At 70.2% G+C, this 14,351-nt stretch carries 15 protein-coding genes; 5 read left to right on the top strand and 10 right to left on the bottom strand.

Annotated elements, in window-relative coordinates:
* Positions 1-28: 28 nt before the first annotated feature.
* Genes ACIQZO_RS07125 through ACIQZO_RS07110 form a run of 4 tightly spaced genes read right to left on the bottom strand, consistent with a single transcriptional unit; the run spans position 29 to position 3,099 of the window.
* On the bottom strand, positions 29-580 hold the full coding sequence (locus ACIQZO_RS07125) for a GNAT family N-acetyltransferase (RefSeq protein WP_403621375.1): 552 nt from the start codon (positions 578-580) through the stop codon (positions 29-31).
* Positions 577-1,212, bottom strand: coding sequence for a lasso peptide biosynthesis B2 protein (locus ACIQZO_RS07120; protein ID WP_403621372.1), 636 nt, complete (start codon positions 1,210-1,212; stop codon positions 577-579). The genes ACIQZO_RS07125 and ACIQZO_RS07120 overlap by 4 nt, the downstream gene beginning before the upstream one ends.
* The gene (locus ACIQZO_RS07115) at positions 1,209-2,909 is read right to left on the bottom strand and encodes an albusnodin/ikarugamycin family macrolactam cyclase (protein WP_403621369.1); all 1,701 of its coding nucleotides are present in this window, start codon (positions 2,907-2,909) and stop codon (positions 1,209-1,211) included. The genes ACIQZO_RS07120 and ACIQZO_RS07115 overlap by 4 nt, the downstream gene beginning before the upstream one ends.
* A gap of 58 nt (positions 2,910-2,967) precedes the next feature.
* Positions 2,968-3,099, bottom strand: a complete 132-nt coding sequence (locus ACIQZO_RS07110) for an albusnodin family lasso peptide (protein ID WP_359949617.1) — start codon at positions 3,097-3,099, stop codon at positions 2,968-2,970.
* Between the two features lie 747 nt (positions 3,100-3,846).
* Between ACIQZO_RS07110 and ACIQZO_RS07105 the strand changes: the two genes are divergently transcribed.
* Positions 3,847-4,569, top strand: a complete 723-nt coding sequence (locus ACIQZO_RS07105) for a DUF5919 domain-containing protein (protein ID WP_359949614.1) — start codon at positions 3,847-3,849, stop codon at positions 4,567-4,569.
* The gene (locus tag ACIQZO_RS07100; protein WP_403621365.1) at positions 4,556-5,023 is read left to right on the top strand and encodes an NUDIX hydrolase; all 468 of its coding nucleotides are present in this window, start codon (positions 4,556-4,558) and stop codon (positions 5,021-5,023) included. Before ACIQZO_RS07105 ends, ACIQZO_RS07100 begins: the two co-directional genes overlap by 14 nt.
* A gap of 87 nt (positions 5,024-5,110) precedes the next feature.
* Here the strand turns inward: ACIQZO_RS07100 and ACIQZO_RS07095 are convergent, their stop codons facing one another.
* On the bottom strand, positions 5,111-5,356 hold the full coding sequence (locus ACIQZO_RS07095) for a GntR family transcriptional regulator (RefSeq protein WP_403621362.1): 246 nt from the start codon (positions 5,354-5,356) through the stop codon (positions 5,111-5,113).
* Positions 5,357-5,552: 196 nt separating this feature from the next.
* On the opposite strand from ACIQZO_RS07095, the gene ACIQZO_RS07090 reads away from it, so the two are divergent.
* From ACIQZO_RS07090 to ACIQZO_RS07080, 3 genes are all read left to right on the top strand, one after another.
* On the top strand, positions 5,553-5,885 hold the full coding sequence (locus ACIQZO_RS07090; protein WP_403621359.1) for a hypothetical protein: 333 nt from the start codon (positions 5,553-5,555) through the stop codon (positions 5,883-5,885).
* A 579-nt stretch (positions 5,886-6,464) separates the two neighbouring features.
* Positions 6,465-7,892 (top strand): SulP family inorganic anion transporter, encoded by a 1,428-nt coding sequence (locus ACIQZO_RS07085; protein WP_403621356.1) that lies wholly within the window; start codon positions 6,465-6,467, stop codon positions 7,890-7,892.
* Positions 7,893-7,910: 18 nt separating this feature from the next.
* Positions 7,911-9,146: an APC family permease gene (locus ACIQZO_RS07080; RefSeq protein ID WP_403621353.1), complete on the top strand. Its 1,236-nt coding sequence runs from the start codon at positions 7,911-7,913 to the stop codon at positions 9,144-9,146.
* Here ACIQZO_RS07080 and ACIQZO_RS07075 read toward each other — a convergent pair.
* The 5 genes from ACIQZO_RS07075 to ACIQZO_RS07055 all read right to left on the bottom strand — a co-directional run bounded on the left by ACIQZO_RS07075 (position 9,130) and on the right by ACIQZO_RS07055 (position 14,330).
* Complete coding sequence (locus tag ACIQZO_RS07075) at positions 9,130-9,654, bottom strand: SMI1/KNR4 family protein (RefSeq protein ID WP_403621350.1); 525 nt, start codon at positions 9,652-9,654, stop codon at positions 9,130-9,132. The two genes, ACIQZO_RS07080 and ACIQZO_RS07075, sit on opposite strands and share 17 nt — an antisense overlap.
* 130 nt (positions 9,655-9,784) lie before the next feature.
* Complete coding sequence (locus ACIQZO_RS07070; RefSeq protein ID WP_327263933.1) at positions 9,785-10,177, bottom strand: YccF domain-containing protein; 393 nt, start codon at positions 10,175-10,177, stop codon at positions 9,785-9,787.
* A complete protein-coding gene (gene htpX, locus ACIQZO_RS07065) occupies positions 10,174-11,037 on the bottom strand; it encodes a zinc metalloprotease HtpX (RefSeq protein ID WP_403622103.1) in 864 nt (287 codons plus the stop codon). The genes ACIQZO_RS07070 and htpX overlap by 4 nt, the downstream gene beginning before the upstream one ends.
* A gap of 201 nt (positions 11,038-11,238) precedes the next feature.
* Positions 11,239-12,780 carry an NADH-quinone oxidoreductase subunit N gene (locus ACIQZO_RS07060; RefSeq protein ID WP_403621346.1) on the bottom strand — a complete coding sequence of 514 codons (1,542 nt, stop codon included), beginning with the start codon at positions 12,778-12,780 and terminating at the stop codon, positions 11,239-11,241.
* Positions 12,777-14,330: a NuoM family protein gene (locus tag ACIQZO_RS07055; protein ID WP_403622100.1), complete on the bottom strand. Its 1,554-nt coding sequence runs from the start codon at positions 14,328-14,330 to the stop codon at positions 12,777-12,779. Before ACIQZO_RS07055 ends, ACIQZO_RS07060 begins: the two co-directional genes overlap by 4 nt.
* Positions 14,331-14,351: the final 21 nt, after the last annotated feature.

Genomic DNA, 14,351 nt, shown 5'->3' with positions numbered 1-14,351 from the left:
CACAGGTGACGGGGCGGCGGCGTCGGAGTCAGGCGGACTCGGCCGCACTCAGGAAGTCGTCGGCGGTGGCGTCCATCAGGATCTCGTCGCAGGATCGGCCGAGCCAGTAGCCGGACTGTCGCAGGCGGCCGGCGGGCTGGAATCCAGCCTTCTGGTACGCCGTCACGCCTGCCGCATTGGCCTCCAGCACCTTGAGCCAAACCATGCGCAGGGCGGCGTACTCAAAGGCCCAACGCAGGGTCAGCGCGGTGGCTTCGGTGGCGAGCCCCTTCCCCCGGGATTCAGGGGCGATGAGGATGACGAACTCGGCCGTCCGTACCGCCGAGTCGATCTGCAACGTCGTGAGCCCCACCGGGGTGTGATCGTCGGTGGTGATGATCTCGAACTGGGCGTAGTCTCGGTTACGACCCTGGCCCTCCCAACCGCCGGCGCGAACCTCCCAAGACTGGGTCACCTGCGTGCCGTAGCCGAGGATCGTGGCGGGGTCGTTCTCCCACCGGTGGTAGTCGGGCAGGTGGTCGCGATCGGTCATCGCGAGACTGACGCGCTCGCCGGCCAGCAGGATGTGCGGAGTGCTCATCGGGGTTCGGCTCCAGAGGGGTTGGACGTGTTGATCGGGGTGTAGTCGTCAGTGTGCCCGGGTTCCTCCACCGGACGTCCGTGTTCATCGGAGATCCAGGCGTGAAGGCGAATCGGGTCAGCGGCGACGCCGTGGCGCCACGCCTTCCCACGGCCGCCGGCCGCGAGGAGCAGGGAGGCCGCGGTGGACTCTTCAAGACAGGCGACCCGGGCCGGAATGGCACGCGCGGCCCAGCGGACGGAGCGCACCGCCGTGCGAGCGTGAGCGGTGCCGGCCGGGGGCAACGCGTCACCGACCTTGGCGAGGCGGACCAGGCGCCCGAACCTTCGCTCAGAACGGCCGGCCTGGCGGGCGGTGAGCGTAAGAGCGACACAGGCCAGCGCGGCGACCCGCCAAGCCCAGGGCGGGGCGTCACGGGCTTCGAGTCGGGCCGCCGTCTCGTGCGTCCCCCATGAGGCGCCGGGGCTGGCAACGGTGACCGGCTCGGGTGCGTTGGCCTGTCGAACAGCGGACAGCCATTCATCCAGGGCACCGCCCGTCAGGACGACGGTGGCGCCAGTGCGGTAGTTGACGACGACCCCCGCGCGGTCGGTCACGGCGGTCCGGGTCTCTGCTGTGGGAACGGGAATCATGCGGCTCTCTCCTCCCAGGTGGTCCACTGATCGACCTTCTCGGCAGCCCTCAGCCACAGTTCCGCCCCGAGGACAGGTTCGAGTCGGCCCCAAGGGATGTCGACTCCGAGGACGGCACGGCGTAGCGTCGCGCGGACCGCCGCCGGGTTGATGAGCCCGAGGTCGGCGAGGCGCCCGTCTGCCAGATCGAGCGTCCGTTGCAGGTTGGCGCGCAACCCGTGGTGGTGATCGACGGCGAACATGCCCTTGGCGCCCCGCCGGACAACGGGCGGGGGCAGTAGGCCGGCCACGGCGTCGGAGAGCAGCGGTTTGTACCGACGAGCGGACCAGCGCTCGACAGCCGGGGCCGCCAAGGCAGCTTCCACGACTCGCGTGTCGGTGAAGGGGTTGTGCATCTCGATGCCGTGCGCGGCGGCGAGCTGGTTCTCGGTCGCCGCGGTGCGGCCCACGTACCGGGCTTCGGCCAGTAGGGCACGATCCGCGTGTCCCATACTCAGTGTGTCGGGATAGGCCGTCGTGACGGGTGCGGCCAGTTCCTTGGCGTAGTCGGTCATCCACGGCATCGGCCTCGATGCACCGGCCAACGTGCGAGGTCGTCGTACCGCGCTCGCGAGGAGAGGCCAAGGGCTCTGTCGGTAGAGACGAGCCCAGGTCTGCGCGTCGGCCGCCAGTCGCAGCCAGCGGCCCGAACGGGCGAGGTCTGCCAGATGGACCGGCGGGGGCATGAACAGGTTGTCCCCGCCGTCTCCGGTCAGGTGGACCACGGCGCCGTGGTCGACGAGGAACCGCAGTTGCGCGGTGAACTGCGCCACGGTGATGGCGGACGGCGCGGGCTCATCGGTGAGCGGCAAGGCGTCAAGATCGCTGAACGGAAGGTGCGAGTCGCCCAGGGCCATGAATTCATGTCGGATCGCGGGGTGCGCACGCGCCACGAGACGCGCGTGGTCGACGTCGCCGCCCGCCTTGATCCCTTCGGGGTGGTACGTGACCCCGGTCACCGGTCCGCAGCGGGCAGCCAGTGCCGCGAGGGTGCTGGAATCCAGACCACCGGAGAGATCAGAGGAAGCCGGGCGTCCGGCGACGCGGATGCGGACCCCCTCCGCCAGGTCATCCCGCAGCCGGTCCACCGCTTCCTCTCGCGAGAGGGTGGGCGGCGTCCAGTAAGGGACGGGGACAGGCTCAGTCCCAAGGCCGGCGGCGACCCTGTGGCCGGGCTCCACCTGTTCAACATTGGACCAGGCGGAGAACCCCGGGGTCCATCCCGTGGGGTCCACGAGATGGGCAGCCATCCATCCGGCATCCGGCATCGAGTTGCACAGCGCGGCCAAGGCCATTGAGCTTGAAGCCCACACGGTCGACCCGTTGAAGGTGCATGTGTAGAGCGGGCAAGCCCCCGCGGGGTCGGCCCAAACCGTCTGTCCGCCGTGGCCATCGCCGTAGAGCAAGGTGTAGGCGCCCGCCCAGGCCGTGGCCGCCGAATCGAGCGAGCGGAGATCCCCGGCCCACATCAGCCGATCGAGGTCGTCCCCCGTGGCGCCACACGGGCCGAATACAACCAGCCGTCGCCCGTCAGGCCCGTCGACCAGCCGAACCGGCACGCCGTCGGACCACACCGGAGGGTCTTGCAAGAGAACCTGTGCCCCGACAGGGACCGCCGGCCGAGGGGCCCTCGTGAGGTAGCCGCCGAACCAGCCCATGTGATCACCTCCGTGGAAGGGTGCGGCGGCACCCGAGACCGGGTGCCGCCGCTGGGGATCAGGCGGAGTACGGGGAGCGCTTGTTCTCGACGCTCTCGCTGCTGCTGCCCTTCGTGAGGGCCGCCGCGTCGCCGAGGGCCACGACCTCCTCGTCCTGCTCGGGGTCGTTTGCCGTGATGATCTTGTCCATGCTGGTCACCTTCCTTGCTGGCTGGTGATCGCAACGGGGGTTCCCGTTGCGGCGGTGCAACCTCCCGAATCCGGTGTCGTCGCGGGAACCGGGAGGGGCTTGGGGATGCCGGCGGAACTGACCGGCTACGAGGTGACGTACACGCCTGCGGCGTACAGACCGATGGAGCCGACGAGCATCGCCAGGTACAGAGGGCCCGCGAAGCGTCCACATCGGCGCAAGAGCCATCGGCCTAAGCCATGCACTACGCCGCTCCCGGCTCGACCACCGCCGGGCGAAGCGCACGCGCCGACACTGTTTGCGGACCCGCGCACCGCGCGCATTCGCAGAGCGGGTACCGGCCCGGGTCGGAGAGGATCGCCACCGGGTCGCCCTCACGTACCGCGGATTCCTGTTCCCAGGTCTGCCCTGAGTCACGGGACACCCGGAGCGTCATCAGGACGCGTGGCTCTTCGTCGCCCAGGCCCCGGATCACAGCGGCCACCCGGCAAGAGCACCGAGCATCGGCGACTTACTACGCATAACCGGCCTCTCTCTAGCAGCGGTTCGCTACACGGCTCGGCCCGGAGGAGTCTGTTCACAGGGGGTACGCCGGGCACATAACGATGCTGCGTCCCACGTCAGAGCGTTACTACCCCGTTTGACGGACGTTTGGGACGCTTCGCCATTACGGTTCGTCCCGTTCCCAACGGCCCAGGGAGGCGAACTGTGAACCACGCTCTCCGCCGCGCAATGGCGAGTGCCAAGATGACCGAGAAGCAACTCGCAGAGGCTTGCGGTGTCGATGCCAAGACGATCGGCCGATGGATCACAGAGCCGAACCGCGTCCCCCACGCCCGCCACAGATGGGCAGCCTGCGAGGCATTAGGCGAGGAGGAGAAAGTGTTGTGGCCCAACGCCATCCGCTCAGCACTCGCAACGGGTCCCGACCGGGAGATCGTTCAGGTCTTTCCCTACCGGTCGGCAGCACCGTCAAGCCTGTGGCGTTCCCTGGTGACCAAGGCACAGCGGGAGTTGGTGTTCGCCGGATACACCAACTACTTCCTGTGGTTGGAGCAGGCGAACTTGGCCGGCGCCCTACGTCGGAAGGCGCAGAGCGGGTGCCGGGTCCGGTTCCTGATCGGTGACCCCACCAGTCCTGTCACCGCGGCGCGCGAAGCCGAGGAAGGCGTACCGCTCACGCTCTCCACTCGAATCGCGGTGACACTCGCCGAGTTGGAGAAGCTGCGGGACGTCACCAGTATCGAGGGCCGTTTCGAGACAGGCCACGTCAACCTCTCGGTCTTCCGATTCGATGACGAGATGATCGTGACACCGATCCTTGCCCGCAGGGTGGGTCACGATTCGCCGATGATGCACCTGCGACGTGCACAGACGGACGGAATGTTCGATCGCTTCTCCGCACACGTCGAGGAGCTGTGGACCCGAGGGCGCGACATCAGGGAGGCACCGCAAGATGGCCAGGCGTGACTATGAGGATGACCCCAACGCTCCCGAGGCGAACAGCTTGGTGCCTGCTGCTTCTGCCGTCGTCGTCGACGAGGGCGGACGGGTGCTGTTGCAGCGGCGCACCGATAACGGGATGTGGGCCCTGCCCGGCGGAAAGATGGATTTGGGAGAGTCCATCGGAGAGTGCGCCATCCGGGAGACGTTCGAGGAGACCGGGGTGAACGTCGAGATCACGGGCATCGTCGGGACGTACACCAACCCCGGGCACGTGTTCGCCTACTCCGATGGGGAAGTGCGTCAGGAGTTCTCGATCTGCCTCCTGGCCCGCCCCACCGGCGGCACGCTCCGCACCTCGGACGAGTCATTCGAGGTCGCGTGGTTCGCCCAGGATGCGATTGACGATCTCCCGATGGTGCCGAGCATCCGCAAGCGCATCAACGACTGGCGGGCCGGCCAGGGTCCTGTTGTCCGCTGACACCTGCCGACTCTGAATAAAACAGGACCCCGGTTCCAGGATTCGGAACCGGGGTCGCGTGCTGTTTGAGGGCTGTCGGTTCGAGCCCTATTCACCCTGCCGGACGAAGCTGCCCTTCCCCCATTCGGTGACCACGAGACCGCGCTCCCGAAGGACCTGCACCGCTCGCCGCGCGGTCATCCGCGCGACCCCGTGCGCTTCGCAAAGCTCCGCCTCACTCGGCAGCCGACTGCCCGGCGGCAGTGCGCCCGACTCGATATCGGCAACGAGCGCGTCCAGCACCCGCATATACGGGGCGCGCGGGGCGGTCGGGTCGCTCGGGCTGTCTGGCATGAGGAGAGCGTAGACAACGGGCCAAATCACGACGACTTAGACAGGCAGATGAGTTAGACAGGTAGACGAGTTAGACAGGTAGACGAGTTAGACGTGTTGGCTTAGCGTGATGGGTGGAACGCAAAGCGCCCCGGAAGACCGCTGGTATCGGTCCGCCGGGGCTTCGTCACACAGCTAACGAGGAGCTGCACGACCCATGGATCTTATCGCCCAACTGTTCGCATGGACGCTCGCCGCTTTCATCCCCCGCCGACCCGGACGGCACTCCGCCGCCTACCTCACCGAGCAGCGAGCACCCGAGACAACCGCTAACCCTTGGTCCCGCCCGTGGACCGGCCCGAGCGCCGCCCAGGTGCGCGCCGTCTTCCGCCCCGAGACCTCAGCGGAAAGCACACTGCCCCTGTCCCCGATGCAGCGGGAACGGCGATGGGCCGTGCAGTTCGCCGAGATCGGCGTCGACTATCCGTACAGCTACCCGGGGGCGCCGTTCGACGCTCGGGCGTTCCACGGCGCCGCAGTCGCCGCATGAGCGCCCGAAGCGAGGTCGCGCTGTGCATCGGGTGCCACAGGCTCACCACCGCCCCCGTTGCCATGCGCTGGATCGAGAGCAGCAGCGGCCCAGGCGCAACCCTGTGGGGATGCCCTGGCTGCGCGCCCAAGCTCGGCACGGGACCCGATCTCGCGGAAGCTGAGCGCACCGCCACTCACTGAGCAGCCCACCAAAGCCATGCGCCCCGTTCGGTCCCCCACCGAACGGGGCGCATCCTTTTCGAGGGCACAACGAGGGCACACGACCTCAGAAGAACCCGGAAAATGGCGGCAACTACCGAAAGTAGTTTCCGCAGGTCAGACCCCATATTGCCGAGTCCGCGCAGGTCAAGAGATCATGGCGGGAAGTTCGTGAACTACCGCTGACCTCAGCTCCGCGATCTGCCTCACGCCGGCCCGGCGGTCCTCAGGACCGCCGGGCCGCGGTGGTTGCGAGGGGGTGTGTGCGGGGCGTGTGCGGCGCACGCGCCACTGCGGGCTCCTGTGGGCACTTGGGCGGCGATGAGTGCGCCCACCACGCTGAGTGGCATCACATCACCGCGTGGCAGGGGGTTCTCGCATGCCTGGGGACGGCACGTTTCGGGACGACTTCGGGGCATCCGTCGTCGTCGCGCTGGTCGCACTGCCCCTGTGCGTGGGGGTGGCGGTCGCCTCCGGGGTGCCGGCCGAACTCGGGATCGTCACCGGGGTGGTCGGCGGGCTGGTCACCGGATGGTTCCGCGGGAGCTCCCTACAGGTGAGCGGGCCCGCCGCCGGGCTCACCGTGCTCGTCTACGAGGCGGTGCAGGCCTACGGTCTTCCCGCTCTCGGGGTACTCGTGCTGGCCGCCGGGGTGGTGCAGCTGGGCATGGGGGTGCTGCGGCTCGGGCGGTGGTTCCGGGCGATCTCCGTCGCTGTCGTGTACGGGATGCTGGCCGGGATCGGGCTGGTGCTGATCTCCGGGCAGCTGTACGCCCTGGGCGGTGTGGAGGCTCCGGGGCCGACCCTCGCGAAGCTCGGTGGGGTCCACGAGCTCGGGGCGCGGGCCGACTTGGCCGCGGTACTGCTCGGGGTCGGGACCATTGCCGCCATGGCGGTCTGGCGCCGGGTGCCCGCCAGGCTGCGGATCGTTCCCGGAGCGCTCGTCGGGGTGTCCGCCGCCACCGCCGTGGCCGTCCTGCTGCGGCTGCCCGTCGAGAAGGTGCGGGTGACGGGCGTACTGGCAGCCGTGTCCCCGCCGGGCTGGGGCGACTTCGGTGTGTTGGCCTCGGTCGGCGCGGCCGGGACCGTGGTCGCGCTGGCGCTGATCGCCTCCGCCGAGACGCTCTTCAGCGCGGCCGCCGTGGACCGCATGCACAACGGGCCGCGGACCCAGTACGACAAGGAACTCATCGCCCAGGGCGTGGGCAACAGCGTGTGCGGGCTGCTCGGCGGGCTGCCGATGACCGCGGTCATCGTGCGCAGTGCCGCCAACGTGGAGGCCGGGGCGCGCACCCGCGCGGCCAGGGTGATGCACGGCGGCTGGCTGCTGCTTTTCGCCGTGGCCTTCCCCCGGGTGCTGGAGAGCGTGCCGCTGGCCGCGCTGGCCGGGGTGCTGCTGCACGCGGGCTGGAAGCTGCTGCCCGCCAGGGCGGTGGCCGTGCTGTGGCGGACTCACCGGGGCGAGGCGGTGGTGCTCGTGGTCACGGCCTCGGCGATCGTGATCACCAACCTCTTCGAGGGGGTGCTGATCGGGCTGGGGCTCGCCGTCGCCAAGGCGGCCTGGGAGACCTCCCACGTGCACATCGAGGAGGTGTGGGAGGACGAGGAGCTGTGCGTGAAGGTCGTGGGGAACGCCAGCTTCCTGCGGCTTCCGAAGCTGCTCGACTCCCTGGACTCGCTGCCGCACGGCCAGCCGGTGCGGCTGGACCTGAGCGGGCTGCGCCACCTGGACCACGCCTGTCTGACCGCTCTGGAGGGGTGGGAGCGCGCGCGGGCGCCGCTTCCCGGCCGGGAGGGCGTCATCTAGCGGGGTTACCCCCCGCCCGTGGAAAACGAGTTGAGGCGCACCCTGGGGGTGTCCGACGCCGTCGTCGTCGGACTCGGCGCGATGGTGGGCGCCGGTATCTTCGCGGCGCTGGCGCCCGCGGCGCGGGCGGCGGGTGGAGCGCTGCCGGCAGCGCTGGCCGTGGCGGCTCTGGTGGCCTACTGCAATGCGCACTCCTCGGCGCGGCTGGCCGCCCGGTATCCGGCCTCCGGCGGCACGTACGTCTACGGGCGCGAGCGGCTCGGGCCCTTCTGGGGGTATCTGGCCGGCTGGGCCTTCGTGATCGGCAAGACCGCCTCCTGCGCGGCGATGGCCCTCACGGTGGGGGCGTACCTCTGGCCCGGGCAGCAGCATGCCGTGGCTGTCGCGGCGGTGGTGGCGCTGACCGCCGCGAGCTACGGCGGCGTGCAGAGGTCGGCCCGCGTCGCCCGGTCGATCGTGGCGGCGGTACTGGCGGTGCTGGCCGGTGTGGTCGTGGTGTGCCTGTCGTCCGGGGCGGCCGAGCCGGGGCGTCCGGGCGGGTCGCCCTGGGGTGCCTTCGGGCTGTTGCAGGGCGCCGGTCTGCTGTTCTTCGCCTTCGCGGGCTACGCCCGGATCACCACCCTGGGCGAGGAGGTGCGCGACCCGCAGCGGACGATCCCTCGGGCGGTGCCGCTCGCGCTGGGGATCGCGCTGCTCGTGTACGCCGCGGTGGCGGTGGCGGCGTTGTCGGTGCTCGGCGTGGAGAGGCTGGCACGGTCGGCAGCGCCGCTCGCCGACGCGGTGCGGGCGGGCGGCCGGCCGGAGTTGGTCCCGGTGGTGCGGGTGGGCGCCGTCCTGGCCGCGCTGGGCTCGCTGCTGGCGCTCGTGCTCGGGGTGTCGCGGACGGTCCTGGCGATGGCGCGCGACGGCCATCTCCCGCGCGCGCTGGCGGCCGTACATCCCCGGCATCGGGTGCCGCACCATGCGGAGCTGGCGGTGGGTGCGGTCGTGGCGGTGCTGGCGGCCACCGCCGATCCGCGGGGCGCGATCGGTTTCTCATCCTTCGGAGTGCTCGTTTACTACGCGATCGCGAACGCCTCCGCGTGGACTCTCGATTCAGCTGTCAAGGGCCGGGCCGTGGCAGCGGTCGGGCTGTCCGGCTGTGTGGTGCTGGCGTGTGCGCTGCCCCTCGCGTCGACGCTCTGGGGGGCGGTCGTACTGGCTGTGGGCGTCCTGGCCCACGGGGTGCGGGGGCGGCTCAGATCCGGGATCTGAATCCGTCCCAGGGCGTCAGCTCCAGGTCGTACTCCTCCCCCGCCGGCGATCCGTCGCAGAACCATGCGGTGCCGTCGAGCCAGCCGCCCAGCCAGGCCGCCAGGCTGGGGGTGTCGATGGACCAGGCGAGCTCCGGCTCCCCGGGATCGTGGTCGAAGAGCAGGACCTGGGCGGTGTCGGAACGGCAGTCGACACAGACGTACATGCCGCAGCCGAAGTCGGCTATCGGCAGCACGCCCTCGGGCCAGCGCCTGGCGGACGCGCGGCCCGCCCCGTACGCGCTGACGGCGTGGCCCAGTGGGAGCAGTCCGCACTCGGGGCCGAATCCGCCGTCGCCGACACGGGTGTAGAGCGCTGCGAGCAGGGGCGGCAGGGCGAAGCCGAGTATGCCCTCGGCCCGGGCGATCTCCTCCGCGCCCAGGGCGGCGGGCAGGGGCTTTGCCTGCCCCTGCGCGGAGTTGCGTACGCGCGTGGCGACTTGCTCCAGCAACTGCTCCGTCTCGTTCATGCGTTCAGGGTGACGCACACCACCGACAGCCCGCCGGCCCTGTGGACAACTCCGCCCGCAGGCCGATCGGGACGGCCTGCGGGCGGGGTGTGCGTGTACGTGTACGTGCGGGTGTAGGTCTCCGCCTGTGTCAGCGCGAGGCGAACGGCGCGTCCGTCGGGACGATCTCGCGGCCCAGCGGGAGCAGGGCGAGCGGGACCATCTTGAAGTTGGCGATGCCGAAGGGGATGCCGATCAGCGTCACGCAGAGCGCGATGCCCGTGAAGATGTGGCCCAGGGCCAGCCACCAGCCGGCCAGGACGAGCCACAGGACATTGCCGATGGCGGAACCGGCGCCCGCGTCGTGGCGCTCGACCGTGGTGTAGCCGAAGGGCCAGAGGGCGTAGACCGCGATACGGAAGGCGGCGATGCCGAAGGGGATGCCGATGATCGTGATGCAGAGGATCGCACCCGCGAGGACGTAGCCCAGGAACAGCCAGATACCGCTGAGGATGAGCCAAATGATATTGAGGATTGTCTTCACTGGCGGCGGCCTGCCATCTGTTCGAGCCGGGCGATGCGCTCGGCCATCGGAGGGTGTGTGGAGAACATCTTAGAAAGGCCCGCGCCCGGACGGAACGGGTTGGCGATCATCATGTGGCTCGCCGCCTCCAGCCGGGGCTCCGGGGGCAGCGGAAGCTGCTTGGTGCCCGCGTCGAGCTTGCGCAGGGCGCTGGCCAGGGCCAGCGGGTCCCCGGTGAGCTGGGCGCCGGAGGCATCGGCCTCGTACTCGCGTGAGCGGCTGATGGCCAGCTGGATCACGGAGGCGGCCAGCGGGCCCAGGATCATGATCAGCAGCATGCCCAGGAGGCCGGGGCCCTCGTCGTCGTTCGACCGACCGATCGGGATCAGCCAGGCGAAGTTGACCAGGAACATGATCACCGAGGCGAGCGCGCCGGCGACCGAGGAGATCAGGATGTCGCGGTTGTAGACGTGGCTGAGCTCGTGGCCGATGACCCCGCGCAGCTCGCGCTCGTCGAGGATCCGCATGATGCCCTCGGTGCAGCAGACCGCGGCGTTGCGCGGGTTGCGGCCGGTGGCGAAGGCATTGGGCGCCTCGGTGGGCGAGATGTACAGGCGTGGCATGGGCTGGCGCGCGGACGTGGAGAGCTCGCGCACCATGCGGTAGAGCTGTGGCGCCTCGAACTCGCTCACGGGGCGGGCGCGCATCGCGCGTAGAGCCAGCTTGTCGCTGTTCCAGTACGCGTAGGCATTCGTCCCGAGGGCGACGAGGACGGCGATGATCAGGCCGCCCCGTCCGAAGAAGCTGCCGATGAGGATGATGAGTGCGGACAGCCCGCCGAGGAGTACGGCGGTCTTGAGCCCATTGTGCCGGCGGTGCACGGTACGCCCTCCAAGTGGTGCGGCAGGGGAGCCCGTCATGGATGTGAGGGTCTACGGTCCAGTGGACCCTCCCTTCCTGGTCAACGCGAGGTGAGGGCGTCTGGTTCCCGGGGCACGGCGGGGCAGCCGCCTGGCGCCGCCCCTTGCCGGGGAGCGGCGAGGCCGCGGAGGGTGTTACTCCGTACGGGTTGACCGCGCCCGTTATTGCGCGAAGAGGCTGCCCGAGGTGACGCGCAGGATGAGCTCCGGGGCGCCCGAGAGGACGATCGCCGTGATCGCGGTGAGGACGACGGCCGCCGTCACGGGCCAGGGGGCCCGGGTACGGGTCTGCGCGCCCTCGGGGGTGCGGAAGAGCAGCGCCGTCCAGCGCAGGTAGTAGTACAGGGCGATGACGACGTTGATTGCCATGACCACGGCCAGCCAGCCCAGACCCGCGTCGACGGCGGACCGGAAGACGGTGACCTTGGCGAAGAGCCCGATGAGGCCGGGCGGCAGGCCCGCCAGGCAGAGCAGGAAGAAGGCCAGCGACAGGGCGGCCAGCGGGCGCTCGGCGTACAGGCCTCGGTAGTCGCTGAGCCGGTGGAGCGGCTTCGTACGGGCGACCAGGGCGGCCACGGAGAAGGCGCCGAGGTTCACGGCGGCGTACATCAGGGCGTAGGCGACGGTGGAGCCGATCTGGTCGCGGTCGGAGTACGCGGCCGCGGCGATCGGGACCAGCAGGTAGCCGGCCTGGCCGACCGAGGACCAGGCGAGCAGCCGGACGGCGCTGTTCGGGCGGTCCGCGGACTGCCGGACCGCGGCGGTGTTGCCCAGGGTCATGGTGAGCGCGGCCAGCACGGCGAGGGCCGGGCCCCAGATGTCGGAGTACGCCGGGAAGGCGATCACCGTGACGAGGATCAGGCCGGTGAAACCGACGGCCTTGCCGATCACCGAGAGGTAGCCGGCGATGGGCAGCGGGGCGCCGATGTAGGTGTCGGGGACCCAGAAGTGGAAGGGGACGGCCGCGGTCTTGAAGGCGAAGCCGACGAGGGTGAGGGCGACACCGGCCATGGCGAGGGTGTCGAGCTGCCCGGGGACGTCCTCGAGGCGGTCGGCGACCTGGGTGAGGTGCAGGGAGCCGGTGGCGGCGTAGACGAAGCTGACGCCCATCAGCGACACGGCGGTGGCGGTGACGGAGGACAGGAAGAACTTCAGGGCGGCCTCGGAGGAGAGCCGGTCGCCGCGGCGCATGCCGACGAGGGCGAAGGCGGGCAGCGAGGCGACCTCGAGCGCGACGATCAGGGTGGCGAGGTCGCGGGAGGCGGGCAGCAGGGCCGCGCCCGCGGCGGAGGAGAGCAGCAGGAACCAGTACTCGCCGGCCGGCAGGCGCGTGTCCCGGACGGCGGTGACCGACACGAGGGCGGTGACCAGGGCCCCGGCCAGGACCAGGAACTGGATGGCGAGCGTGAAGTGGTCGGCGACGTAGCTGCAGGCCGCCGGGTCGTCGGTGAGGCAGAAGGTGGCGCGGTCACCGGCACGCAGGGGCAGCAGGGCGGCGGTCGCGGCGGCCAGGCCGGCCACCGAGATCCAGCCGAGGACCGGCTTGTGGCGCTCGGCGAGGAACAGGTCGGCGACGAGGACGACCAGGCCGACCGCGGCGGTGATCACCACGGGTGCGATGGCGAGCCAGTCGACGGACTGGACCAGGCTCGGGGCCTCGGCGGAGAGGACCGTCATGGCCGTCATGGCCGTCATGGCCGTCATGAGTTGCCTCCTGCGAGGAGCTTCTGGACGGCCGGGTCGGTGAGGCCGAGGAGGACCGCGGGCCACAGGCCGGCGAGGACGGTGAGGGCGACGAGCGGGGTCCAGGCGGCGAACTCGTAGCGCTGGATGTCCGCGACGGCGAGCTCGGGACCGGCCTTGGGGTCGCCCATGCAGACGCGCCGTACGACGATCAGCAGATAGGCGGCGGTGAGCAGGGTCCCGAACGCGCCGATGGCCGTGTAGGTGAGGAACGCGGGGCGGGAGAGGCCCTCGGCGGGGTCGAAGGCGCCGAAGAGGGCCAGCATCTCGCCCCAGAAGCCGGCCAGGCCCGGGAGGCCCAGGGAGGCGACGGCGGCGAAGGCGAGGAACGCGCCGAAGCGGGGGGCGCGGCCGTAGAGGGCGGCGCCGGTGGCTCCGGCGAGGGTGTCGAGGTCGGCGGTGCCGTAGCGGTCCTTGAGGGCGCCGACCAGGAAGAAGAGGAGGCCGGTGATCAGGCCGTGGGCGATGTTCGCGAAGAGTGCGCCGTTGACCCCGGTGGGGGTCATGCTCGCGATGCCGAGGAGGACGAAGCCCATGTGGCCGACGGAGGAGTAGGCGATCAGGCGCTTGAGGTCACCCTTGTTCCCCTTGCGGGCCAGCGCGAGGCAGGCGAGCGATCCGTAGACGATGCCGACGACGGCGAAGGCGCCCAGGTAGGGGGCGAAGGTGGCCATGCCGTCGGGGGTGATCGGCAGCAGGATGCGGACGAATCCGTAGGTGCCCATCTTCAGCAGGACGCCGGCCAGCAGGACGGATCCGACGGTGGGCGCGGCCGTGTGGGCGTCCGGCAGCCAGCTGTGCAGGGGCCACATCGGGGTCTTCACGGCGAGGCCGAGGCCGATGGAGAGGACGGCCAGGAGCTGGGTGGTGTGGGACAGTTCGCGGCCGTTGTCAGAGGCCAGTGCCACCATGTCGAAAGTGCCGCTGCTCAGTCCGATCAGCAGCAGACCGAGCAGCATGACGACGGAACCGAGGAGCGTGTAGAGGATGAACTTCCAGGCGGCGGCCTGCCGCTGAGCACCGCCCCAGCGGGCGATGAGGAAGTACATCGGGATGAGGACCATCTCGAAGGCGAGGAAGAAGAGCAGCAGGTCGAGGACGGCGAAGGTGGCGAGGGTGCCGGACTCCAGGACCAGGAGCAGCGCGACGAAGGCCTTCGGGGAGGGGCCCGCGGGGAGCTTGAAGTAGCTGTAGAGCGCGCAGAGGAAGAACAGCAGCGCGGTCATCAGGAGGAGGGGGAGCGAGATGCCGTCGATGCCGAGGTGGATCCGGACGTTCAGCGCCTGGATCCAGCTGATGTCCGTCGTCGCCTGGAAGCGGGACGGGGCGTCGTGGTCGAAGCCCAGGGTGAGGGCGATGGCCGCGGCGAGGATCACGCCGGTCACAGTCACGCCGTGGCGCAGCACGGCCTGTTCGGGGCTCTTGCCCTTGAGGCCGGGCGGGGCCGGCAGGAGCGCCGCGGCGGAGCCGAGGAGCGGTGCGGCCAGGATGAACACCAGAAGGAACTGCATCACGGACGGGCTGATATCAAT

The sequence above is a fragment of the Streptomyces sp. NPDC097617 genome (assembly GCF_044761485.1).
Lineage (GTDB): Bacteria > Actinomycetota > Actinomycetes > Streptomycetales > Streptomycetaceae > Streptomyces.
The sequence above is the reverse complement of the archived record's forward strand: the minus strand, read 5'-3'. Positions and strand labels throughout refer to the sequence as shown.